Source organism: Neorhizobium sp. DAR64872/K0K18 (assembly GCF_050500175.1).
Lineage (GTDB): Bacteria > Pseudomonadota > Alphaproteobacteria > Rhizobiales > Rhizobiaceae > Neorhizobium > Neorhizobium soli.
This window is the reverse complement of sequence record NZ_CP191446.1, coordinates 3,053,105-3,073,480: the sequence shown is the minus strand read 5'-3', so window position 1 is coordinate 3,073,480 and position 20,376 is coordinate 3,053,105. Positions and strand designations below refer to the sequence as shown.

General features: G+C 62.1%; 21 protein-coding genes. 8 read left to right on the top strand and 13 right to left on the bottom strand.

Annotation, left to right across the window (positions count from 1 at the left end):
* Positions 1-4: 4 nt before the first annotated feature.
* A complete protein-coding gene (gene gloB, locus ACQY1P_RS20495; RefSeq protein ID WP_430255218.1) occupies positions 5-775 on the bottom strand; it encodes a hydroxyacylglutathione hydrolase in 771 nt (256 codons plus the stop codon).
* 88 nt (positions 776-863) lie between these two features.
* Between gloB and ACQY1P_RS20490 the strand changes: the two genes are divergently transcribed.
* From ACQY1P_RS20490 to ACQY1P_RS20480, 3 genes are all read left to right on the top strand, one after another.
* On the top strand, positions 864-1,625 hold the full coding sequence (locus tag ACQY1P_RS20490; protein WP_113111785.1) for a class I SAM-dependent methyltransferase: 762 nt from the start codon (positions 864-866) through the stop codon (positions 1,623-1,625).
* A gap of 80 nt (positions 1,626-1,705) precedes the next feature.
* Positions 1,706-2,809, top strand: a complete 1,104-nt coding sequence (gene hisC / locus ACQY1P_RS20485; RefSeq protein WP_062581772.1) for a histidinol-phosphate transaminase — start codon at positions 1,706-1,708, stop codon at positions 2,807-2,809.
* 19 nt (positions 2,810-2,828) lie between these two features.
* Positions 2,829-3,758 (top strand): prephenate/arogenate dehydrogenase family protein, encoded by a 930-nt coding sequence (locus tag ACQY1P_RS20480; RefSeq protein ID WP_430255215.1) that lies wholly within the window; start codon positions 2,829-2,831, stop codon positions 3,756-3,758.
* A 15-nt stretch (positions 3,759-3,773) separates the two neighbouring features.
* Here the strand turns inward: ACQY1P_RS20480 and ACQY1P_RS20475 are convergent, their stop codons facing one another.
* Positions 3,774-4,778: a DUF2125 domain-containing protein gene (locus ACQY1P_RS20475; RefSeq protein ID WP_430255213.1), complete on the bottom strand. Its 1,005-nt coding sequence runs from the start codon at positions 4,776-4,778 to the stop codon at positions 3,774-3,776.
* Positions 4,779-4,831: 53 nt separating this feature from the next.
* On the opposite strand from ACQY1P_RS20475, the gene ACQY1P_RS20470 reads away from it, so the two are divergent.
* Positions 4,832-5,350 (top strand): gamma-glutamylcyclotransferase, encoded by a 519-nt coding sequence (locus ACQY1P_RS20470; RefSeq protein ID WP_113111892.1) that lies wholly within the window; start codon positions 4,832-4,834, stop codon positions 5,348-5,350.
* A gap of 10 nt (positions 5,351-5,360) precedes the next feature.
* On the opposite strand, the gene ACQY1P_RS20465 is transcribed toward ACQY1P_RS20470, so the two are convergent.
* The 4 genes from ACQY1P_RS20465 to ftsE all read right to left on the bottom strand — a co-directional run bounded on the left by ACQY1P_RS20465 (position 5,361) and on the right by ftsE (position 8,786).
* Positions 5,361-6,167 carry a lysophospholipid acyltransferase family protein gene (locus ACQY1P_RS20465; protein ID WP_430255211.1) on the bottom strand — a complete coding sequence of 269 codons (807 nt, stop codon included), beginning with the start codon at positions 6,165-6,167 and terminating at the stop codon, positions 5,361-5,363.
* An 82-nt stretch (positions 6,168-6,249) separates the two neighbouring features.
* Complete coding sequence (locus ACQY1P_RS20460) at positions 6,250-6,984, bottom strand: YdcF family protein (RefSeq protein WP_062581780.1); 735 nt, start codon at positions 6,982-6,984, stop codon at positions 6,250-6,252.
* 73 nt (positions 6,985-7,057) lie between these two features.
* Complete coding sequence (locus ACQY1P_RS20455; protein WP_430255210.1) at positions 7,058-8,134, bottom strand: cell division protein FtsX; 1,077 nt, start codon at positions 8,132-8,134, stop codon at positions 7,058-7,060.
* Entirely contained in the window at positions 8,127-8,786 is a 660-nt protein-coding gene (gene ftsE, locus ACQY1P_RS20450; protein ID WP_062461741.1) for a cell division ATP-binding protein FtsE, read from the bottom strand. The genes ACQY1P_RS20455 and ftsE overlap by 8 nt, the downstream gene beginning before the upstream one ends.
* Before the next feature lie 207 nt (positions 8,787-8,993).
* Here ftsE and ACQY1P_RS20445 point away from each other — a divergent pair, with 207 nt between their 5' ends.
* The 3 genes from ACQY1P_RS20445 (at position 8,994) to ACQY1P_RS20435 (ending at position 10,815) form a co-directional block, all read left to right on the top strand.
* The gene (locus ACQY1P_RS20445) at positions 8,994-9,698 is read left to right on the top strand and encodes a hypothetical protein (RefSeq protein ID WP_430255208.1); all 705 of its coding nucleotides are present in this window, start codon (positions 8,994-8,996) and stop codon (positions 9,696-9,698) included.
* 41 nt (positions 9,699-9,739) lie between these two features.
* A complete protein-coding gene (gene hpt / locus ACQY1P_RS20440; RefSeq protein ID WP_062461735.1) occupies positions 9,740-10,282 on the top strand; it encodes a hypoxanthine phosphoribosyltransferase in 543 nt (180 codons plus the stop codon).
* A gap of 155 nt (positions 10,283-10,437) precedes the next feature.
* Positions 10,438-10,815 (top strand): response regulator, encoded by a 378-nt coding sequence (locus ACQY1P_RS20435; protein ID WP_062462002.1) that lies wholly within the window; start codon positions 10,438-10,440, stop codon positions 10,813-10,815.
* Between the two features lie 16 nt (positions 10,816-10,831).
* Here ACQY1P_RS20435 and ACQY1P_RS20430 read toward each other — a convergent pair whose 3' ends face one another.
* The 4 genes from ACQY1P_RS20430 to argH all read right to left on the bottom strand — a co-directional run bounded on the left by ACQY1P_RS20430 (position 10,832) and on the right by argH (position 16,780).
* Positions 10,832-13,642 (bottom strand): TIGR02302 family protein, encoded by a 2,811-nt coding sequence (locus ACQY1P_RS20430; protein WP_430255206.1) that lies wholly within the window; start codon positions 13,640-13,642, stop codon positions 10,832-10,834.
* 136 nt (positions 13,643-13,778) lie between these two features.
* Positions 13,779-15,047 carry a diaminopimelate decarboxylase gene (gene lysA / locus ACQY1P_RS20425; RefSeq protein WP_430255204.1) on the bottom strand — a complete coding sequence of 423 codons (1,269 nt, stop codon included), beginning with the start codon at positions 15,045-15,047 and terminating at the stop codon, positions 13,779-13,781.
* Between the two features lie 33 nt (positions 15,048-15,080).
* Positions 15,081-15,287, bottom strand: a complete 207-nt coding sequence (gene lptM, locus ACQY1P_RS20420) for an LPS translocon maturation chaperone LptM (RefSeq protein ID WP_062581790.1) — start codon at positions 15,285-15,287, stop codon at positions 15,081-15,083.
* A 92-nt stretch (positions 15,288-15,379) separates the two neighbouring features.
* A complete protein-coding gene (gene argH, locus ACQY1P_RS20415; RefSeq protein ID WP_430255203.1) occupies positions 15,380-16,780 on the bottom strand; it encodes an argininosuccinate lyase in 1,401 nt (466 codons plus the stop codon).
* Between the two features lie 22 nt (positions 16,781-16,802).
* Between argH and tlpA the strand changes: the two genes are divergently transcribed.
* Positions 16,803-17,483, top strand: coding sequence for a thiol:disulfide interchange protein TlpA (gene tlpA, locus ACQY1P_RS20410; RefSeq protein ID WP_430255201.1), 681 nt, complete (start codon positions 16,803-16,805; stop codon positions 17,481-17,483).
* Positions 17,484-17,576: 93 nt separating this feature from the next.
* Here the strand turns inward: tlpA and ACQY1P_RS20405 are convergent, their stop codons facing one another.
* From ACQY1P_RS20405 to ACQY1P_RS20395, 3 genes are all read right to left on the bottom strand, one after another.
* Positions 17,577-18,446, bottom strand: coding sequence for a 3-hydroxybutyryl-CoA dehydrogenase (locus tag ACQY1P_RS20405; RefSeq protein WP_092659409.1), 870 nt, complete (start codon positions 18,444-18,446; stop codon positions 17,577-17,579).
* A 180-nt stretch (positions 18,447-18,626) separates the two neighbouring features.
* Entirely contained in the window at positions 18,627-19,556 is a 930-nt protein-coding gene (locus ACQY1P_RS20400) for an electron transfer flavoprotein subunit alpha/FixB family protein (protein WP_430255199.1), read from the bottom strand.
* An 18-nt stretch (positions 19,557-19,574) separates the two neighbouring features.
* Positions 19,575-20,321, bottom strand: coding sequence for an electron transfer flavoprotein subunit beta/FixA family protein (locus ACQY1P_RS20395; protein WP_062461709.1), 747 nt, complete (start codon positions 20,319-20,321; stop codon positions 19,575-19,577).
* Between the last annotated feature and the right edge of the window lie 55 nt (positions 20,322-20,376).

Below are 20,376 nucleotides of genomic sequence, written 5' to 3'. Positions count from 1 at the left end.
CGTTTTAGAAATTGTCCTTGCGCTTGCGGATTTCGGCAAACACTTCTTCGTTGGTCTTGCCTTCCATGATCAGGTTGCGCCGGATCGCGGGATCGGCGGGGCGCAGGAACGGGTTGGTTTCCTTTTCCAGGCCCATCATCGTCGGAATGGTGAACTTTCCGTCGGCGCGCAGTTCTTCGATCTCGGCGGCGCGGGTCTTTAGCCGCTCGTTGTCCGGATCGATCGTCAGCGCGAAACGGGCGTTGGAAAGCGTGTATTCATGGCCGAAGTAGATCGCCGTTTCATCCGGCAGGACCGCGAGTTTCTGCAGCGAAGACCACATGTCGGAAGCGGAGCGTTCGAACAGGCGACCGCAACCGAGCGCAAACAGTGTGTCGGCGGCAAACAGGATCTTGTCGTCCGGAAAATGGAAGCAGATATGGCCGGCCGTGTGGCCTGGCGTTTCGATGACGCGAACGAGATGGTCGCCGAAATGGAACTCGTCGCCATCTGCGACTGTCCGGTCGAGGCCGGGGATCGCCACCGCCTCGTTGACGGGGCCGATGATCTCCAGGCCCAACTTCTCCTTCAACGCCAGATTGGCTTCCACGTGATCGGTGTGGTGATGAGTGGTGAAGATGTGTGTGATTGTCCAGCCGCGGCGGGCGGCGGCATCGATGATCGGCTGTTCTTCCGGCGCATCGATCGAAGCGGTCAGTCCGCTTTCCGGATCGTGCACGAGGACGCCGAAATTATCGCTCCGGCAGGGAAAAACTTCGAGTTCCAACGGCTTCATTCTGCCTCACCTCTTGCTCAATTCCACTTGGCAGACAATGTAGAGACTGGTGCCTTGAAGTCCAACCACCTTCAGCGAGCAATTTATCTTGTCCGTCGATATCGTCGATCTGCGTGAGTTCTATCATTCTGCTCTTGGCCGGTTTGCCGAGCAGTCGATCGTCGTGGCGTTGTCGTCGCTCTGGGCGCGCCTGCCGGAGGAGCGTCTGGTCGGGCTTGGATACGCAGTGCCCTATCTCGATCACTTCCGGGCCGATACCGAGCGCACCTTCGCTTTCATGCCGGCCGGGCAGGGGGCGGTGAACTGGCCGCCGGGCGAGCTTTCGAGCACGGCTTTGGTGTTCGACGAGGAATTGCCGCTGCCGGACAGTTCGGTCGATCGCGTGCTGCTTGTGCATTCGCTGGAATTTGCCGAAAATCCGCGTGAGACGCTGAAGGAAATCTGGCGGGTGCTGGCGCCAGGCGGGCGCCTGGTGATCGTCGTTCCCAACCGTCGCGGCGTCTGGGCCCGCATGGAACATACGCCCTTCGGCTCCGGTCGCCCCTATTCGCGCGGGCAGTTGACGACGCTGATGCGCGAGACGAACTTCACGCCAGGCGCCAGCGCAGAGGCACTGTTTTTCCCGCCGTCGAAGGCGCGGACGATCATGAAGATGCGGCAGGTGTTCGATCGTATCGGTCGCCGCTTCTGGCCGGTGTTTTCCGGCGTCATAGTGCTGGAGGCGCAAAAGCGGCTGTATCAGGGTCTGCCGGTGGCAGCCCGCGCGTCGAGACGTGTGTTCGTGCCGGTCATGGCACCGCGCGGCGTGCCGACGACGCGGACGCAGCCCGAGACACCCAAAGGCTCTTAAAACCGGCTCGACATTGGGCCTTTTGAGCTTTAATGCCTGAGCATACCCTGCCCACAGACATTACCGAGAAGGTCCAATCGATGAGCATCGTTGCGAGTGAGCCCGTTCCGCGTCCAGGCATTCTGGATATCGCCGCCTATGTGCCCGGCAAGGATCATGCTCCCGGCGTTGCGCGCGTGTTCAAGCTCTCGTCCAACGAAACGCCGCTTGGTGCGAGCCCCGCTGCGATCGAAGCCTTTCGCGAGGCAGCCGGTCACCTCGAACTCTATCCGGATGGCCAGGCCTTGGCGCTGCGCGAAGCGATCGGCTCGGTGCACGGGTTGAACGCTGCCAACATCATCTGCGGCAATGGTTCGGATGAACTGCTCGGCCTGCTGTGCCATGTCTATCTCGGTGCCGGCGACGAGGCGATCATCACCCAGCACGGGTTCCTGGTCTACAAGATCCAGATCACCGGTGCCGGCGCCAAGGCGATCGAAGTGCCGGAGAAGGATTGCACCGTCGATGTCGACGCGATCCTCGCGGCTGTGACGGAAAACACGAAGATGGTGTTCATCGCCAATCCGGGCAATCCGACCGGCACCTATGTCCCGGTTTCCGACATCCGCCGCCTGCATGCCGGCCTGCCGAAAAACGTCATCCTCGTTCTCGACGCGGCCTATGCGGAATACGTGAAGAAGAACGATTACGAGGCCGGTCTTGAGCTCGTTTCGAACAGCAAGAACGTCGTGATGTGCCGGACCTTCTCGAAGGCCTATGGTCTTGCGGCGCTGCGGATCGGCTGGATGTACGGCCCGGCCGCCATTCTCGATGCGCTCAACCGCGTCCGCGGACCGTTCAACCTGAATGCGCCGGCGATTGCCGCAGGTGCTGCGGCCATCCGCGATCGGGCGTTCGTCGAGAAGGCCGTCGAGCACAACACGCTCTGGCTCGACAAGCTGACCCACGCATTTGAAACGCTCGGGCTCAAGGTCACGCCGTCGGTCACCAATTTTGTGCTGATCCATTTCCCTGATGTGGACGGCAAGCGTGCGCCGGATGCCGATGCCTTCCTCACCAGCCGCGGCTATATCCTGCGGGTCGTCAAGGGCTATGGCCTGCCGAACGCGCTGCGCATGACGATCGGCTCGGAAGAGGCCAATCGCGGCGTTATCGAAACGCTCGGCGAATTTCTGGCACGCTGACAGCAACGGGACTGATATCATGACCCATCCGCAGTTCGATCGGATCGCTCTGATCGGCATCGGCCTGATCGGCTCATCTATTGCGCGCGACGTGAAGGAGCTCGGGCTCGCCAATCACGTCGTCATCTCGACACGCAGTAGCGAGACGCTGAAGCGGGCCGAAGAGCTGGAGCTTGGCACCGAATATACCGCGTCTGCAGCCGATGCGGTGAAGGATGCCGACCTCGTCATCGTCTCCGTTCCTGTCGGTGCGTCTGAAGCGGTCGCCAAGCAGATCGCGGGCAGCCTCAAGCCGGGCGCGATCGTCACCGATGTCGGCTCGACCAAGGCGTCTGTCATCGCGCAGATGGCGCCGCATATGCCTGATGGCGTGCATTTCATTCCCGGTCACCCGCTGGCCGGTACCGAGAAGTCCGGTCCGGATGCGGGCTTTCCGGGTCTGTTTCGCGATCGCTGGTGCATCTTCACGCCGCTGCCGGAAACGGATCAGGCGGCGCTCGACCAGTTGAAGGCCTTCTGGGTAGCGCTCGGCTCGCGCATCGACGAGATGGATCCCGAACACCATGACAAGGTGCTCGCGATCGTTTCGCACTTGCCGCATATCATCGCCTACAATATTGTCGGCACGGCGGATGATCTGGAAACGGTGACGGAATCGGAAGTCATCAAGTATTCCGCTTCCGGTTTCCGCGACTTCACGCGTCTTGCTGCTTCCGATCCTACCATGTGGCGGGACGTCTGCCTGCACAACAAGGATGCGATCCTGGAAATGCTCGCCCGGTTCTCGGAAGATCTCGCCTACCTGCAGCGGGCAATCCGTTGGGGCGAGGGCGACAAGCTGTTCGAACTGTTCAGCCGCACCCGCACCATCCGCCGCTCCATCGTTCAGGCCGGCCAGGATGTGGACGCGCCGGACTTTGGCCGGCACGCACTGGATGTGAAGAAATAAGCAGGTCTGTCTGCACTAGATCCGCGGAATTTCGCCGATCTGGATCAGCCCGCCCGCCAGAACTTTGCCGCGCCGGATGGTGATGTCGAGTGAGGCATTTTCACCACCTCCAAGCGCTGCCAGCATGTTTGCCGCGGTCTTGATGGTCGATGCGAGATCCGGAAACACTTCGCCCAGGCTCTGCTGCCACGCGTCGATCTTTTCCACGCGCAGTTTCAGCTTGCCCGACATGCGACCTTCGTCATCGAAGGAGAAGGGGCCGGAAATATTCGCCACCCGTCCCTCGCCGAGATCGGCCCTCAGGGAACGAAGCTCGCCCTTGGTATTGTAGAGTGCGGTGCCGTTCGGATCGCTGCCGTCGATCATGCCGGCGCGACCGGCAAGCGTTACGTCCACGAGAGCGTTCATCTTGGGCAGAAGCTGGGCGATGCCCTCGGCCGTTGTGGAGGTGCCGTCGAGCGAGATCGCGGCATCGAGATCGTCGCCGTTCTGGCGCAGATGGATTTCCGTCCGGTCGGTGGTGATGTCGACGGGCTGGGTGTTTGCCGCGGAAACGACGCTTGCGCGCGATCCCTCGATGACCATCGACGCCCGCTCGACGCCTTTCAGCTTGGCAGCGATGCTGGATTGCAGCGATTTCCAGGTGCTGGAAACGGAAAAGCCGTGGCTGGTGCGCACTTCAGAGGGTGCGTCGAGTTCCCAGACGATATGGCCGGGCGCATAGATCTGGGCTGCCGAGCGCAGCGCGCCGAACGTGCCCGAGATACCGTTTACGCGGTCATCGACCGTGACCTTGGAGCAGAACAGGCCGATGCGAAACGGATAGCCGCGATATTCGGCATCCGTGCATTCGGCGACGATGCCGCGCTTCTGCTGGCTACCCAGCAGCGCCAGCGTATTCTGCTTCAGGACCGATGCCGCATAGAACCAGCCTGCCGTATAAAGGGCTATCGCCAGAATGACGGCACTCGCCAGGATCCATAGTTTTCTGCTGACGCCGCTTCGGCTTGACGCTGCCATGTTGTTCTCCCAATGGTCTTTTCGCAAATCTCGATGACGGCATGGCGTGCGATATGGACGAATTTTGGGTGTTTGGCTACGGATCGCTGATGTGGAACCCGGGCTTTCCGTTCGAAGAGAAGGCGCAGGCCCGCGTTTACGGCTTTCGCCGGTCGCTGTGCATCTGGTCGACAGTGCACCGTGGAACGCCGGATCATCCGGGCCTGGTGATGGGTCTCGATCTCGGCGGATCGTGCAAGGGTGCAGCCTTCAGGGTGGGAGGTGACGCCTGGGACGACGCGATCGACTACCTGCGTCGTCGCGAACTCGTCACCAATGTCTATCGTGAAAAGATCGTGCCGATCACGCTTATCGACGGACGGCAGGTGAAGGCCGTCACCTATGTCGTCGATCGCTCACACCGGCAATATGCCGGTGCGATGGGCGTCGAGAGAGCCACCGAGATCGTGCGGCACGCGGCCGGCCAGTCGGGGCCCAACGATGCCTATGTGTTTAACACGGTCGAGCATCTGGCCCAGATCGGCATTCGCGACCTGTGGCTGGAAGGGGTCGCCGCAGCGCTAGCCGCGTGAGGCTACCCGGTCAAACCGACGTCTGCTCTGTCTTCTGTTCGGCCTTCAGTTCCGCCAGTCGTTTCGACGCGGTCGGAGGCAGTGGCAGATGCGGGTTCGCCGCCACGGTTTCAATCAGCAACTGGTCACTTGCCGTTTCCAGCGTTTCGATCAGGTGCTTGTAGAAGGCATCCGGCTCCATCCCCGGCTGGATGGCCGGAAGGATGCGGACCTTGAAATGACCGGGGTATTTCACCAGCTTGCGGCGTCCCCAGAACAGTCCCCAATGGGCAACGACCGGGACGACCGGAACCTTCGCATCGCGATAGATGCGGGCAATGCCGTAGCGATAGTCCGGCTCGGCGCCAGGCGAGCGACGGGTTCCCTCAGGGTAGATGATCAGCTGGCGGCCGCTCGCCATCTCTTCCTTGGTGCGCTTCATCACCTCGACCATGACCTTGCCGCGGGCGCCGCGATTGACCGGGATCATCCGCTGCCTGGCCAGGTACCATCCGAACAACGGGATCCACAGAAGCTCGCGCTTCAGGATATAGACCGGGTCGGGATAGTGGGGCATCAGCGCAAAGGTGTCCCACACAGACTGGTGCTTGGGCGTAAAGATGCAGCCGCCTTCCGGAATGTTCTCGAGGCCCTCGATTTCGAAAGTGGCACCGACGATCTTGCCCATCAGCCAGTTGCTGGACGAAGCCCAGCCCTTGGGAACGCTGAATGCGGCCTTGCGCGATGCGAGGAAATAATAGGGAGCAAACACGATCATCCGCAGGATCATGTTGGCGTAGAAGGCGGTATTGAACACGACGGAGCGGATGAGAAGCATGGAACGGGCTTTCTTGCAGACTGCCCGTTGCCTACACGAGAACTCGAGCGGACAAAAGCGCGAGATCGACGGCCTGCTCAGATCAGGGAGATTTTTTCGGCACCGACCCGGTCGGATCGCCGTCGGTTCGAAGCCCGCTGCCCTTCTGCATGCCCACCCAGTCGCGAATGGTTGCCAGCACCACCTTGACGTATTCCGACAGCATCGTGCGCAGCGTATCCGGCTCGGCGAACCAGGCGCGGCGAGCGAGATCTGCATTGATGACCGGATAGGGAATGAATTCCGTCGCGGGATCTGCGCGGCGCAGTTCGTGCAGACTGCGTAGCATGTGGTAGTTGTTGGTCACGACGAGCACGGATTTGTAGTCGTTGTCGTGGATCCAGCGCGAGATCTCGTTGGCATTGCCGATCGTATCGATCGCATCATAGCCGATATCGACGCAGCACTTGAAGAGATCGGGCGAGGCCTGCGTGACCTTGCGGATCTGCGTCGGCGTGGTGGATGGATGCGCGCCGGAAATCAGAAGCCGCCTGCCGGCCCCGTCGCGCAGCAGACCGAGCGCCTGTTCTATGCGCAGATATCCACCTGTCAGAACAACGATTGCATCGGCCTTGACGCCATCGGGCGCTCGCAACGATGTGACCGCGTCCGCGAACCAGAGGAAGCCGCCGACGACGATCGCAACGCAGATAAACGCCACCATGACGATCCGTCTTGCTATTCGTCTAAACGTGCTCCGGCGCGAGAGCAAAGCCCTTCGTCTCCGGTCCGAAGTCCGGTCGTCCGTCACATCGGGAGGGGTCTGGCCGAGTGTCATGATTTCGTTGATAGACCTAGATTTCGTTGTCGCCTAGTCCCACAACGGGTTCACTTCAAAAAACACGTGCGGGTTATGATTTCGGCGCGCCATCCGCCCGTGCCGGATCGGAGCGGATCAGGTCGATCTCGTCGATGGTTTTCATCACCGTCAGGCGGGCGGTCAGCGTCGTCAGAAGGGCGATCACGAGGATCGTCGCAAAAATTCCGAGATAGCCTCCGAATCCGATCGTGAAGGATCCGAACAAGGCGGTCGCCTGCTCGCTCTGGGGCGTTGCGCGCGAATTCGACTGCCACAGATTGGCAGCTGCAAACAGCAGTGCGGCCAGCGCGCCGCCGGCTGCCGATCCCTTGATGCTGATCTTCAGGAAATGCTTCTGGAATTCGCGGGCGACGAAACCGCTTTCGGCGCCGACGAAATGCAGGACTTCGATGATATGCCGGTTGCCGGACAGGGCGCCGCGGGTGGCAAACACGACGGTCAGGATCATCGCGGTAAAGACGAGGATCAGCACACCCATGCCGATCAGCACCGTGGTGCGCGCCATCGAGACCAGCCGGTCCACCCAGGTACGGTGGTCATCGAGAAAGGCTTGCGGCACCTCGGTCTTCAGGAGGTCGCGCATGGCTGCGAAATCGGGCGGGTTCTGCTCGTCGATCGTGATGATCACCAGCCGCGGCACGGGCAGGTCGGCAAGGTCGAGGCCGGTGCCGAGCCAAGGTTCCAGCAGCCGCGCGGTGGCGCTGTCATCCATGATCGTGCCGTCCCGGGTGCCGACAAAGGTCAGTGCGACATCGCGCGCCTTCTTCAGCGCCGCATCCATGTCGAGGCCATCGTCCGGCTTGATCTGGATGGTGATTTCGCGGGCGATCTCGCTCTGCCAGCCGGCCGCGGTGGCGCGAACCATGCTGACCCCGCCGAGCGTCAGGCATGCGAGGAAGGCCATGATGGCGATCACCACCATCAGCGCATTGCCCTGGATATTGGAGGGAGGCAGGATCGGGGCTGTCGGGCGCACCCGCATCGAGGCGCGGCGCGGACCCTGGTCGGTCGCTGTCTCGGCGCCTTTCTCCTGCCAAGCGTTTGCCGGTGCCGGGGCTTTCTCCGTCTTAGCCGGTTTGGTCTTCTTGGGAGGGCGCGGCTCATTCATAGATATCGAGCCGCCCTTCGGTGAGGATCATCCGCCGTGCATCGACCTGATCCATCAGCGCCAGATCGTGCGTCGCGATGACGACGGCGGTGCCGAGCCGGTTGAGCTCGAGGAACAGGCTGAGCAGCCGGCGGGCCATGGGCGGGTCGACGTTGCCGGTGGGTTCGTCGGCGAGCAGTATTTCCGGCCGGTCCATCAGGGCACGGGCAATCGCCGCACGCTGCTTTTCGCCGCCTGAAAGCACCGCGGGAAGCACATTGATGCGCTCGCCGAGGCCGACCCATTTGAGGAGCTCGATCACGTCATTGCGATAGGACGCCTCGTCCTTGCCGCGCACCCGAAGCGGCAGGGCGACGTTCTCATAGGTGGTCAGATGGTCGAGCAGGCGAAAGTCTTGGTAGACGATGCCGATTCGCCGGCGCAGCATCGGCAGCTCGCTCCGCGGGATCTGCGACAGCTCGCGGCCGAACATGCGGATGATGCCGCGGGTGGGGTAGAGTGAGGTGAAAAGCAGGCGCAGAAGCGTCGTCTTGCCGGCACCCGATGGGCCGGTCAGGAACTGAAATGACCGTTTCGGGATGTCGAACGTCATGTCCCGGAGAATCTCCGGGCCCATGCCGTATCGCAATCCAACATTTTCGAAATGAATCAACGGAAGACCAAATCCCTGAACCCTTCAGATTCGCACCTGACCATCTCTTAACGATGAAGGTAAACGAAAGGTAAAACGCCGGCCGAAAAGGGCTTATTTCGGGCGCTGTTTGCAAACGGTTAACCAATCGAATTTACGACTAGGGGGGATTCGTTTCAATGGCCGCCTCTTTCGATATCGGGGGACAAGCGGCGCCGAAGAGGTCCGATGAACACGTTCCGCAGCCGCGCTGGCAAGACGATCGTCCGCATGGACATCCTGCCGCCCGAACCCACGACAGGCCCCAAGGGCCGGGTGAAGGCGCGTGGTCCCGTGGTGGATGCGCAATTCGTGCCCGTCACCGATGGCGGGTGGCAACGGTCCAGACCGCGTTCGCACAACGACAATTCAGACAACAGGACCACGAACCGTGCGACCGGCAAGCCTGCAGAGAGCGTGAGGTCCGGTGCTGCGGCCGCCTCGGTGCCGAATGGCTTCGTGGGCAAGGTCGAGCGTGTGCTGAATACGCTTTCGGCCGATCTCTTCTGCGCGCTTGTGGCGGCGGCATTCGTGCTGGTGTTTGCGAGTGCCGGTGGCTTCTCGTTTCTGTTCAACGAAAGCGGCGAGGCGAAAGCCGAGCCTTCGCTCGATATCACCCATATCACCATGATGCCGCGCGATGCGGACGGCATGCGGGTTCTGCTGATCAACGGGATTGTCGAGAACCGCACCAGCGATGCAACGACCATGCCCGCGATCCGGGCCGAACTGATGGCCGGCAACAAGCTCGTCGCCTCGACGCTGATTGCGCCGCCGGCATCCGCCATTGCCGCCGGCCAAAGCCGCGGATTTTCGGCGCGGGTGCCGCATCCCGGCGGAAAACTCCCGGATTTGCGCCTCACCTTTGCGGAACGGGATGCGTCCCGCCTCTGATTGTGTTATCGCGGCGCTTCCGATCTATCAGGAGTATCCGTATGCCCGTCGTCCGCGGCAAAAACATCGAGCCGCTTTTCACTGCCGAACAGATCGCCGAGCGCAATCACCAAATCGCAGCGCAGATCGCGACCGGTCCCACGAAGGATCTGCTCGTCATCGCCGTCCTCAAGGGCTCGTTCATTTTCGCAGCGGATCTTCTGCGCGCGCTGCATGAGACGGGCCTTGCACCGGAAGTGGAGTTCATCACACTTTCGAGCTACGGCACCGGCACGGTCTCGCAGGGCGTTCGCATCGTCAAGGATATCGACAGCGACGTGAAGGACCGCGATGTTCTTCTGATCGACGACATCCTGGAATCCGGCCGCACGCTGAAATTCGCCAAGGAACTGCTCTATGAGCGCGGCGCCCGCCATGTTTCGCTGGCCGTTCTTCTCGACAAGAAGGTGAAGCGCAAGGAAGAGCTTGAGGCGGATTACGTCGGCTTCGAATGCCCCGACTACTTCGTCGTCGGCTACGGCATGGACGTCGCCTACGCGTTCCGCGAACTGCCTTTCGTCGGCGTCGTGACTGGCGACGCGTGAGTTGATTTTGGTTCGGATGGGGGCAGAAATCTGCCGCCATCCGGTCGCAAGGTGTTAACCATGGCGCGGTTTGAGCCTCGCCTGTTTACTCCTCGACAACCAAACTCTGGTGAATTGCTCCCGGATTGATACACAAAACGGGAGCGATGATCGCTATGGCCAAGATCCTTATTACCGAGGATGAACACACGTTGCGCATGTTTGTTGCGCGCGCTCTCCGGATGGATGGCCATGAGACGCATGAGGCCGGCGATGGCGCCGAAGGCCTCGAAAAGCTCGAGCAGGGCGCGTTCGATCTTCTGCTTTCCGACATACGCATGCCTGTCATGGATGGCATTGCGCTGGCGCACGAAGCCGCCGCCCAGTATCCCGACATGAAGATCCTGCTGATGACCGGCTATGCCGAACAGCGCGAACGCGCCGATGACCTGTCGTCGAAGATCGTCGATGTGGTGCAGAAGCCTTTCGCATTGCCAGAAATCCGCAAGGCTGTCGCCATGGCGCTTGCCGTGCAGACTTCCTGCGCGGCCTGATCTCTCGCAGGTGGATTTAGCGGATCTCGAGCAGCCGCTCGAGATACTGCCGCTCGGCATCGCCTGATAGGGCGTTGCCCAGCTTCTCGCGGATCGCATCGAGGATCTCGCGGGCGCGCTGCACGTCGATTTCATCCGGCACCTTCACCTGATCGCCGAAGTCCGGGCCTGACGTTGCGCGGGGGCGACCTAGGGGATCGCGACCGTTCTGGCCGCCCTGGTTGGCCATGCCCTGTCCCTGGCCGTCCTGCTGGCCTTCGCCTTGGCCCTGGCCCTGCTGCATCGCCTGCATCATCTGCTGCATCATGCTCTGGGCGCCTTGGCGAAGCGCGTTAAGTGCGTTGCCCTGGCCTTCGACGGCCTGTTCGCCCTGGCCGTCACCGAGCGCCTTGCCGGCGCTGCCCATTTCACTCTGGGCTTCCCCGAAGCCTTGGCCTGGATCCATGCCCATGCCCTTCAGCGCCTGCTGTAGCTCGCCGAGCTGTTTTCCGAGGCCTTCCTGCTGGGCACGCAGGTTCTTCAGCGCCTCACGCAGCTGCTCGGCTGTCATCTGGGCGGTATTCTGTTCGCCGCCCTGGCCGTTCTGACCCTGACCTTGCTGGCCCTGCTGCCCGCGCTGTGCCTGCTGGCCTTGCTGACCCGGTTGGCCCTGCTGACCCTGTTGGCCGTTCTGGCCCTGCTGCTGCTCGCCCTGTTCACCGCTCTGCGGATCGGGGTCGCCGCGCTGCATGCGATCACGCAATGCCTGGTCCAGCTTGAATGTCTGGTCCATCAGCCGCTGCTGTTCCTGCATGATCTGGCCGAGCTTGTCGATCTGCTGGCGCATCTGGCTGTTCTGCTGCTGTTGCTGACCCTGCTGGCCCCGCTGCGGGTGTCCGGCCTGCAGGTTGTTCATCATCCGCTGCATCTGCGACAGCATCTCCTTGGCCGCGTCACGATTGCCGGATCGAGCGAGGTTTTCGATCTGGTCCATCATGTTCTGCAGGTCGCGCTGGCGAATGACATTCTGCGCCTGCATGTTCTGCTGGCCCGGCGGTGCGTTTTGCATGCGCTGCGCGAGCTCGTTCATAAACTGCTGCATCGCCTCGCGCAGTTCCTTCATGAGGGCAGCGATTTCCTGATCCCCGGCACCTTTCTCGAGCGCGTCCGACAGATTGCGCTGGGCATCGCGCAAACGGCGTTCGGCGGCGGAAAGATCGCCGTCCTCGATGCCGAGCGCGATTTCCCAGAGGTAGTCGGCGGCGTCCTTCAGCTGTTCCTCGTTGCGGGCAATCTTCATGCGCTCGCGGGCCGAGCGGATTGCCAGGAAGTGGCCAAGGTTCGGAATGGTCTCGTCGGGACGGATCGCCAGCGCGTCGTTGAGCTCGATCGCGCGCGGCACCTGGCGCGTGTCGAGCGCGAAAACCTGGCGCTGTTCGGCAACGGCTGCTGCCAGCGGTTCCGAGAAGCCGCGGCCCGGCATTACCATTTCATGGGCGGGGCTGCGGCCGGTCTGACCGGCGCCGTCCTTGGCAATCAACGTAATCCTGACCCGCTTTCCGGCCAGCGGATGCTCGACCAGGCTGCGGCTGGTCAGGGCCTTCACCTCCTGGCCGCGGTTCTGGCGCGGCAGGTCGAGGCGGTATTCTGGCTTCGGGTAAAGCGGCGTGGCCGCCGGGTCGACAGGGCCGACGGGTTCGATCAGCGCATGGGCTTCCCGAATGCCGTAATCGTCCTTGCCGCGGAAACCGATTTCCAGCGCGCCATTGACGGACCGCTTCGGCTGACCGTCGAAGGCGATCTCCGGGGGGCGGTCGGGAATGACGTCGAAGGCCCATGTCTGACCGTTGACCGTCAGTTCGCCGCTCTCGTCCACATTGAAGGCGTAGCTGCGCGGCGGCACGGTCTGTGCGGTCTGCGGCTGTTTGACAGGTGGCTGAGGCTTGGCCTGCTGGCCCTCGGGCGCGGGTGTGCCTGCGGTGTTGCCCTGTGCCTGCTTGCTCGCCTCTTCGGCTGCCTTGCGCGCTTCCTCGGTGATCAGCGTCAGGGGCTCGCCGCCGGATTTCGGCGTGAAGACGACCGCTTCCTCGCCCTCGCCACCGGTTACGCGCACGGTCAGGCCCGAATTCTGCGGCACAGATGCCGTGTTGCCGGCCGTATCGCCCGCGGCTGCGGGCGCCGTGTCGCGGCCGGTCAGGAATATCGGGGCGCGGCCGGTGTAGGATGGTGGTGTCAGCCAGGCGTCGATGCGAAGGTCTGGGTTGGTACTTGCAGCCAGTGGTGCCGGACGGAAGGCGTCTGCGGGCGAACCGCCGCCGTTCGAGAAGGAATAGCCGAGCGCCACGGCAAACATGAGCGCCGGCACGGCGCGCAGCGCGAAACGGTCATGGCTGGCAATATCCGGGCGCGGCATTCCCGTATCGAGCGCTGCGATCCGCTCGGCCATGCGGATCTGGTGTTCCTTCCACAGTGCTCGCGCAAACGGCGTCTCGAACGCCGGCTGGTCTTCCTGCACGGCGACAGGCTGGTGCGGCAGGCCGTTACGATCTTCCAGCAACCGGTCCGCATCGGCGGCATCGGGCCAGCGAAGTCTCGCCAAGGGAAGGAGAGAGGTCAGGAACGCGAAGGTAAAAAAGCCGAGCAGGATCCAGCGCAGCAGATCGGGCGTGACGCGAAAAAGGCCGAACCAGGAGACGGAGAAGAACAGGGCGACGACCGCGAGCGGGGCCAGAAGCTTCGGCAGAAGGCGTTCGGAAAACAGCACGAAACGGGCAAACGACCGTTTCAGCGCAACGCGTCTTGCGAGCGCCGGATGTGTTTCGAATGCACCTTTGCGGATCAAGCTCATGCGGTCCGTCTCCGATCGTGGCGGCCCAAATCAAGCTATCAACATAACAATGTTTGTGGCGAAGACGAGGGCGGCGACATGCCGGCCCCGATATTTCCAGGCGGTTTGCCGCAAAAGTGAACGTTTCTGCGCGGGGCTAGCCGAGCCATGCAGGCACGGAATCCAGTCCGATCAGGTCATCATAGGAGCCGCGCGGGCGGATCACGTGGAACTCGGAGCCCTTCACTAGCACTTCCGGCACCAGCAGGCGGGAATTGTAGGTGCCGGCCTGCACGGCGCCATAGGCACCGGCAGAACCGACGGCGATCAGGTCACCGGGCTTCGGTTCCGCCATCTCGCGGTCGAGCGCCAGATAGTCTCCGGTCTCGCAGACGGGACCGACAACGTCGCCCTTGATCCGCGGCGCATCGGCCGGCGGTACCACGACGGGGCGGATCGAATGATAGGCTTCGTAGAGTGTCGGGCGGATCAGATCGTTCATCGCGCCATCGACGATCACGAAGGTCTTTTCGCCGCCATCCTTCACATAGATGACCTCGGTCACCAGAATGCCGGCATTGCCGACGATCAGGCGGCCGGGTTCGGTGACGATCTTGCAGTCGAGCGTGCGCAGCTGCCGCTTGATCGTTTCCGCATAGGCGTCGGGCAGCGGCGGCGGGGTGTTGTCGTCCTTGTAGGGAATGCCGAGACCGCCGCCGACATCGACGTGGCTGATCGTGTGGCCATCGCCGCGCAGGACATCGACGAGTTCGCGCAGGAGCCGGTAGGCATCCTCGAACGGCTGGAGCTCGGTGATCTGGCTGCCGATATGCATGTCGATGCCGGTGACTTCGATGCCGGGAAGCGTTGCCGCATGGGCATAGACGTCACGGGCCCGGTCGTAAGCGATGCCGAACTTGTTTTCCTTCTTCCCCGTCGAAATCTTGGCATGGGTGCCCGCATCGACATCCGGGTTGATGCGGAAGGAGACATGCGCACGCTTGCCGACTTTGAGAGCGCGCAGGTTCAGCACTTCCAGTTCAGGCTCGGATTCGACGTTGAAGCAGTAGATCCCGGCCTCGAGCGCCAGATCCATTTCGGCAACGGTCTTGCCGACGCCGGAAAACATGATGCGGGAGGCGGGGATGCCGGCCGCCAGCGCACGCCGCAATTCGCCGCCGGAGACCACGTCGACGCCGGCGCCGAGCTTTGCCAGCGTCTTCAGCACGGCCTGGTTGGAGTTCGCCTTCATGGCGTAGCAGACCATCGTGTCCACATCGGAAAACGCCTGCGCGAACACCTTGTAATGGCGCTCCAGCGTGGCGGTCGAATAGACGTAGAATGGCGTGCCGACGGCTTTTGCGATTTCCGGGATGGCGACGTTTTCGGCGTGAAGGACGCCGTCGATGTAGTGGAAATGATTCACGTCAAAACTCGGAAAACTGAAGGGGTCTGGGAACTACAGAAGCGGGTCGAGGACGAACGGCCGCTCGGCAACCGGTTCCTTGTTGGCGTCACCGGGTTTGCTGCTCTTGCGGATGTTCTGCTGTTCGACGGGCGTGCTGGGGCGGTCGAGGTCGCCCTTGCGGCCGCAGCCGGCGACAACGAGGCTGACGACGCCCAGGATCAGGCTGACATGGGCGATTTTCACCAGGGATTTCGACATTCTCTTCCTTCTCCGGCACGGTCACGCAGACTTCATAGCGAAGTTCCGCGCGCTTGTGCAGTATCCTTGCCGCTTCATTCGTCGCGCAGGCGTCAGTTTCTCTCGCGCCACCAGGCGATCTGCTTGCGCACCTCGGAGGGAGCCGTGCCGCCGAAGCTGACGCGACTTGCGACCGATGCATCCACCGAGAGAACGTCGAAGACCTTGTCAGTGATGGCAGGGTTGATCGCCTGCAGTTCTTCAAGCGTGAGTTCGGAGAGGTCGCAGCCCTTTTTCTCCGCCAGCGCCACGGCATGGCCGGTGGCATGGTGCGCTTCGCGGAAGGGCAGGCCGACTTCGCGAACCAGCCAGTCGGCAAGGTCGGTCGCGGTCGAGAAGCCGGCGCCTGCTGCGGCGCGCATCTTGTCGGCGCGGATGGTCATGTCGCGCATCATGCCGGTCATGGCGGCAATCGCCAGTTCCAGGTTCTCGGCGCAGTCGAACACCTGCTCCTTGTCTTCCTGCATGTCCTTGGAATAGGCGAGCGGCAGACCCTTCATGACTGTCAGCAGCGCGACCAGCGAACCGTTGATGCGGCCGGTCTTGGCGCGCACCAGTTCGGCGGCATCCGGGTTCTTCTTCTGCGGCATGATCGAGGAGCCGGTCGAAAACGCGTCGGACAGGCGCACGAAGCCGAATTGCGGCGTCGACCAGATGACGATTTCTTCCGCAAGACGCGACAGATGCACGGCGCAGATGGCAGCCAGCGACAGGAATTCCAGCGCGAAATCGCGGTCGGAGACGGTGTCGATGGAATTGCGGGTCGGCTCGCGGAAACCGAGGGCCTTCGCCGTCATGTGGCGGTCGATCGGGTAGGGCGTGCCGGCAAGCGCTGCGGCACCGATCGGGCTTTCGTCGAGATGCTCGATCGCATGGCGAACGCGGGCGCGGTCACGGCCGAACATTTCCACATAGGCCATGCAGTGATGGCCGAAAGTGACCGGCTGTGCCGTCTGCAGATGGGTAAAGCCGGGCATCACGGTGTCGGCATGCTCTTCGGCGCGGTCGAGAAACGCGGCGATCAGCGCCGTCAGCATCTTCTCGGTCTTCAGAAGCTCTTCCTTGACCCAGAGGCGGAAATCGAGCGCGACCTGGTCGTTGCGGGAGCGGGCGGTGTGGAGGCGACCGGCGGCGGGACCGATCAGGTCTGCCAGTCGCGCCTCGATGTTCATGTGAATGTCCTCAAGCTTGCGCGAGAACTGGAACTGTCCGCTTTCGATCTCTGACATGATCGTGTTCAGGCCGGAAACGATCTTGTCTTTATCTTCGTGCGAAATAATGCCTTGTTCCGCCAGCATCGTCGCATGGGCGATCGAACCGCGGATATCCTGGGCGAACAGCTTCTTGTCGAAACCGATCGAGGCATTTATCTCCTCCATGATCGCATCCGGCCCGGAAGCGAAGCGTCCGCCCCACATCTGGTTGGAAGATGTCGCGTCCTTCGTGTCGGCCATGAATTCAGTCCTGGAGTAGTTGATGACGTCCAAAAGACCGCTTGGCCTTCCGTCTGTCCGATTGATCCTGATTGCCGCCGTCCTCGGGATCGTCGCCGGCACCGTCGCCGTATACGTGACGAACATGGGGTCTGGCAATGGTTTGGATGGGGCGGCAGAGGCCTCACTCTCCCCGTCGGCCGGGCAATGCGAGGGCTCCGCGGACCTGGCGAAGTCCGTCGGCGCCTTTTCAAAGGGCCAGGTTGCCGCCATGGTCGAGGCACAGCCACCGCGCCCGCTCTCCCTGTCCTTCAAGGGACCGGCGGGACAGGACATGACGACCGCAGATCTCGCCGGCAAAACGGTGCTGCTTAACCTCTGGGCCACCTGGTGCGTGCCCTGCCGCGAAGAGATGCCGGCGCTGAACGGGTTGCAGGCGGCGATGGGTGGCATTGATTTCGAGGTCGTCGCCATCAACATCGATACCGGCACCGACGAGAAACCGAAGACTTTTCTTGAAGAGTACAAGATCGACAAGCTCGGCTTCTACCGCGACAGTTCAATGGGCACGTTCAACGCCCTTAAAAAGGAAGGCCTCGCCTTCGGCCTGCCGGCAACGCTGATCCTCGACAAGAAGGGCTGCCTGATCGGCGCCATGAACGGCCCCGCCGCATGGGATAGCGACGATGCAAAGGCGCTGGTGACGGCTGCCAAGGGCGCTTGAGGGCTGCGGATGAAGGTCTTGCCCTTCACCTCAGCCGACCGCTTCTAGCGTGCAGTCAAGCGGTTGCGGAGCGGACCGCCACAAGGCTGATCCTTACCGCGTCGGGACCGGGACTTCGCCGCGATAGTCGTAGAAGCCGCGGCCGGATTTGCGGCCGAGCCAGCCGGCTTCGACATATTTGACGAGAAGCGGGCAGGGGCGGTATTTGCTGTCAGCGAGGCCGTCATGCAGCACCTGCATGATCGACAGGCAGGTGTCGAGGCCGATGAAATCGGCGAGCTGCAGCGGTCCCATCGGATGGTTGGCACCAAGCCTCATGGCCGTATCGATCGCCTCGACCGAGCCGACGCCTTCATACAGCGTATAGATCGCCTCGTTGATCATCGGCAGCAGGATGCGGTTGACGATGAAGGCGGGGAAATCCTCGGCAACGGTCGCGGTCTTGTCCAGCGCGACCACGTATTCCTTGGCGGCCCGGAAGGTCGGCTCGTCGGTGGCGATACCGCGAACCAGTTCCACCAGCTTCATCAGCGGCACCGGGTTCATGAAATGGATACCCATGAAGCGCTCGGGACGGTCGGTCGCGGCGGCAAGCCTGGTGATGGACAGCGACGAGGTGTTGGTGGCGAGAAGCGCTTCGGGCTTCAAAACCGGACAGACCTGCGCATAGATCTTGCGCTTGACGCTTTCGTCTTCGGTCGCAGCTTCGATGACCATGTCCATCGGTGCGAGGTCGTTGACGTCGGCGGAGCCGGTGATGCGGGACAGGGCCGCGTTACGATCGTCGTCGGAAAGCTTGTTGCTGGAAACCTGGCGGGCGAGGTTGCCATTGATCGTTGCAAGTGCGCCTTCGATCCGGTCCTTGGAGAGATCATAGATATGCACGTGATAGCCGGCGAGCGCCGAAACATGTGCAATTCCGCAGCCCATCTGGCCTGCGCCGATGACGCCGATATTCTTCATGATCTCACTCGCTCCCTGGGTGCGGTTTTCGCCCGCGTCTCGCATTCATCATAACCGTACGGCGTCTCACAGCAAAATGCCGGGTTGCGTGAGACAGCCCGGCATTTTTCTAGTCTGCTAGCGTGTTTTTTGCCAGCATTTTCGCGTCGCCGAACTGCGGTGCGAAAAAGCCGGTCGGCCTCACAGGGCCTTTTCGAGCTGCGGCAGGATCTCGAAGAGATCGCCCACGAGACCGAAGTCGGCCACCTGGAAGATCGGTGCCTCCTCGTCCTTGTTGATCGCAACGATGACCTTGGAATCCTTCATGCCGGCCAGATGCTGGATGGCACCGGAAATCCCGACCGCGATGTAGAGCTGCGGAGCAACCACCTTGCCGGTCTGGCCGACCTGCCAGTCGTTCGGAGCATAGCCTGCGTCGACCGCTGCGCGCGAAGCGCCAACCGCGGCACCCAGCTTGTCGGCGACGGGCAGGATGACTTCCTGGAATTTTTCCGAGGACCCGAGTGCGCGGCCACCGGAGATGATGATCTTGGCGGATGCGAGTTCAGGACGGTCCGAGGAGGCAAGCGCATCGGAGACAAAGGACGAGACGTCAGGGTTTGCTGCGGCTGCCACGGTTTCCACGGAAGCGGAACCGCCTTCGCCGGCTGCCGCGAAGGATGCCGTGCGCACGGTGATCACCTTCTTGGCATCGGTTGCCTGGACGGTCTGGATGGCGTTGCCGGCATAGATCGGACGACGGAATGTATCCGGCGAAATCACCTCGATGATTTCCGAAACCTGCGCCACATCGAGCAGCGCGGCAACGCGCGGCATGACGTTCTTGGCGGACGCTGTCGCCGAAGACATGATGACGTCGTAGGATCCGGCCAGCGACACGATCAGTGCTGCAAGCGGTTCGGCAAGGCTGTTGGCAAGGCTTGCGTCGTCGGCAAGCAGGACCTTCGAGACGCCGGAGAGTTTCGCCGCCGCGTCGGCTGCGGCTTGCGCGCCCGAACCGGCGACCAGAAGGTGGACCTCGCCACCGATCTGCGAAGCTGCCGTCAGCGCCTTGGCGGTCTGGTCGTTGAGGCTGGCATTGTCGTGTTCTGCCAGAAGAAGAATGGCCATGAGTTTATCTCCCTAAAATCAGATCACGCCGGCGGTCTTCAAGGCGCCGACCAGTTCCTCGACGGACTTTACCTTGATGCCTGCCTTGCGGCCGCCCGGCTCCTCGGTCTTCAGAACCTTGAGGCGAGGGGCGATATCGACGCCGAAATCCGCTGCCGTCTTCTTGTCGAGCGGCTTCTTCTTCGCCTTCATGATGTTCGGCAAGGACGCGTAGCGCGGCTCGTTCAGGCGCAGGTCGGTGGTGACGACGGCTGGAAGCTTGACCTCGACGGTCTGCAGGCCGCCATCGACTTCGCGGGTGACCACAGCCTTGTCGGCGGAAAGTTCGATCTTCGAGGCAAAGGTCGCCTGGCCGGTTCCGAGCAATGCTGCCAGCATCTGACCGGTCTGGTTGGAATCGTCGTCGATCGCCTGCTTGCCGACGATGATGAGGCCCGGCTGTTCGGCGTCAACGACACCCTTCAGCAGCTTGGCAACGGCAAGCGGTTCGACCGTCTCGTCGGTCTCGATCAGGATCGCCCGATCGGCGCCCATCGCAAGCGCCGTGCGCAGCGTTTCTTCAGCCTTTGCCGGACCGATCGATACGACGATCACTTCCTCTGCCTTGCCAGCCTCCTTCAGGCGCAGGGCTTCCTCGACGGAAATTTCGTCGAACGGGTTCATCGACATCTTGACGTTGGCAAGCTCGACACCGGATCCATCCGGCTTGACGCGGATCTTCACGTTGTAGTCGACGACGCGCTTTACAGGCACCAGGATCTTCATGGGGTCCTTCCTTGACTTTTCTCCAGCCGCAGATTGCGACATTTGCGGCTTATCC

Excerpts from the sequence above, each read along its gene's own strand:
- gloB (WP_430255218.1), bottom strand. The coding sequence starts at position 775 with ATGAAGCCGTTGGAACTCGAAGTTTTTCCCTGCCGGAGCGATAATTTC.
- hisC (WP_062581772.1), top strand. The coding sequence starts at position 1,706 with ATGAGCATCGTTGCGAGTGAGCCCGTTCCGCGTCCAGGCATTCTGGAT.
- ACQY1P_RS20480 (WP_430255215.1), top strand. The coding sequence starts at position 2,829 with ATGACCCATCCGCAGTTCGATCGGATCGCTCTGATCGGCATCGGCCTG.
- ACQY1P_RS20475 (WP_430255213.1), bottom strand. The coding sequence starts at position 4,778 with ATGGCAGCGTCAAGCCGAAGCGGCGTCAGCAGAAAACTATGGATCCTG.
- ACQY1P_RS20470 (WP_113111892.1), top strand. The coding sequence starts at position 4,832 with ATGGACGAATTTTGGGTGTTTGGCTACGGATCGCTGATGTGGAACCCG.
- ACQY1P_RS20465 (WP_430255211.1), bottom strand. The coding sequence starts at position 6,167 with ATGCTTCTCATCCGCTCCGTCGTGTTCAATACCGCCTTCTACGCCAAC.
- ACQY1P_RS20460 (WP_062581780.1), bottom strand. The coding sequence starts at position 6,984 with ATGACACTCGGCCAGACCCCTCCCGATGTGACGGACGACCGGACTTCG.
- ACQY1P_RS20455 (WP_430255210.1), bottom strand. The coding sequence starts at position 8,134 with ATGAATGAGCCGCGCCCTCCCAAGAAGACCAAACCGGCTAAGACGGAG.
- ACQY1P_RS20445 (WP_430255208.1), top strand. The coding sequence starts at position 8,994 with ATGAACACGTTCCGCAGCCGCGCTGGCAAGACGATCGTCCGCATGGAC.
- hpt (WP_062461735.1), top strand. The coding sequence starts at position 9,740 with ATGCCCGTCGTCCGCGGCAAAAACATCGAGCCGCTTTTCACTGCCGAA.
- ACQY1P_RS20435 (WP_062462002.1), top strand. The coding sequence starts at position 10,438 with ATGGCCAAGATCCTTATTACCGAGGATGAACACACGTTGCGCATGTTT.
- ACQY1P_RS20430 (WP_430255206.1), bottom strand. The coding sequence starts at position 13,642 with ATGAGCTTGATCCGCAAAGGTGCATTCGAAACACATCCGGCGCTCGCA.
- lptM (WP_062581790.1), bottom strand. The coding sequence starts at position 15,287 with ATGTCGAAATCCCTGGTGAAAATCGCCCATGTCAGCCTGATCCTGGGC.
- argH (WP_430255203.1), bottom strand. The coding sequence starts at position 16,780 with ATGGCCGACACGAAGGACGCGACATCTTCCAACCAGATGTGGGGCGGA.
- tlpA (WP_430255201.1), top strand. The coding sequence starts at position 16,803 with ATGACGTCCAAAAGACCGCTTGGCCTTCCGTCTGTCCGATTGATCCTG.
- ACQY1P_RS20405 (WP_092659409.1), bottom strand. The coding sequence starts at position 18,446 with ATGAAGAATATCGGCGTCATCGGCGCAGGCCAGATGGGCTGCGGAATT.
- ACQY1P_RS20400 (WP_430255199.1), bottom strand. The coding sequence starts at position 19,556 with ATGGCCATTCTTCTTCTGGCAGAACACGACAATGCCAGCCTCAACGAC.
- ACQY1P_RS20395 (WP_062461709.1), bottom strand. The coding sequence starts at position 20,321 with ATGAAGATCCTGGTGCCTGTAAAGCGCGTCGTCGACTACAACGTGAAG.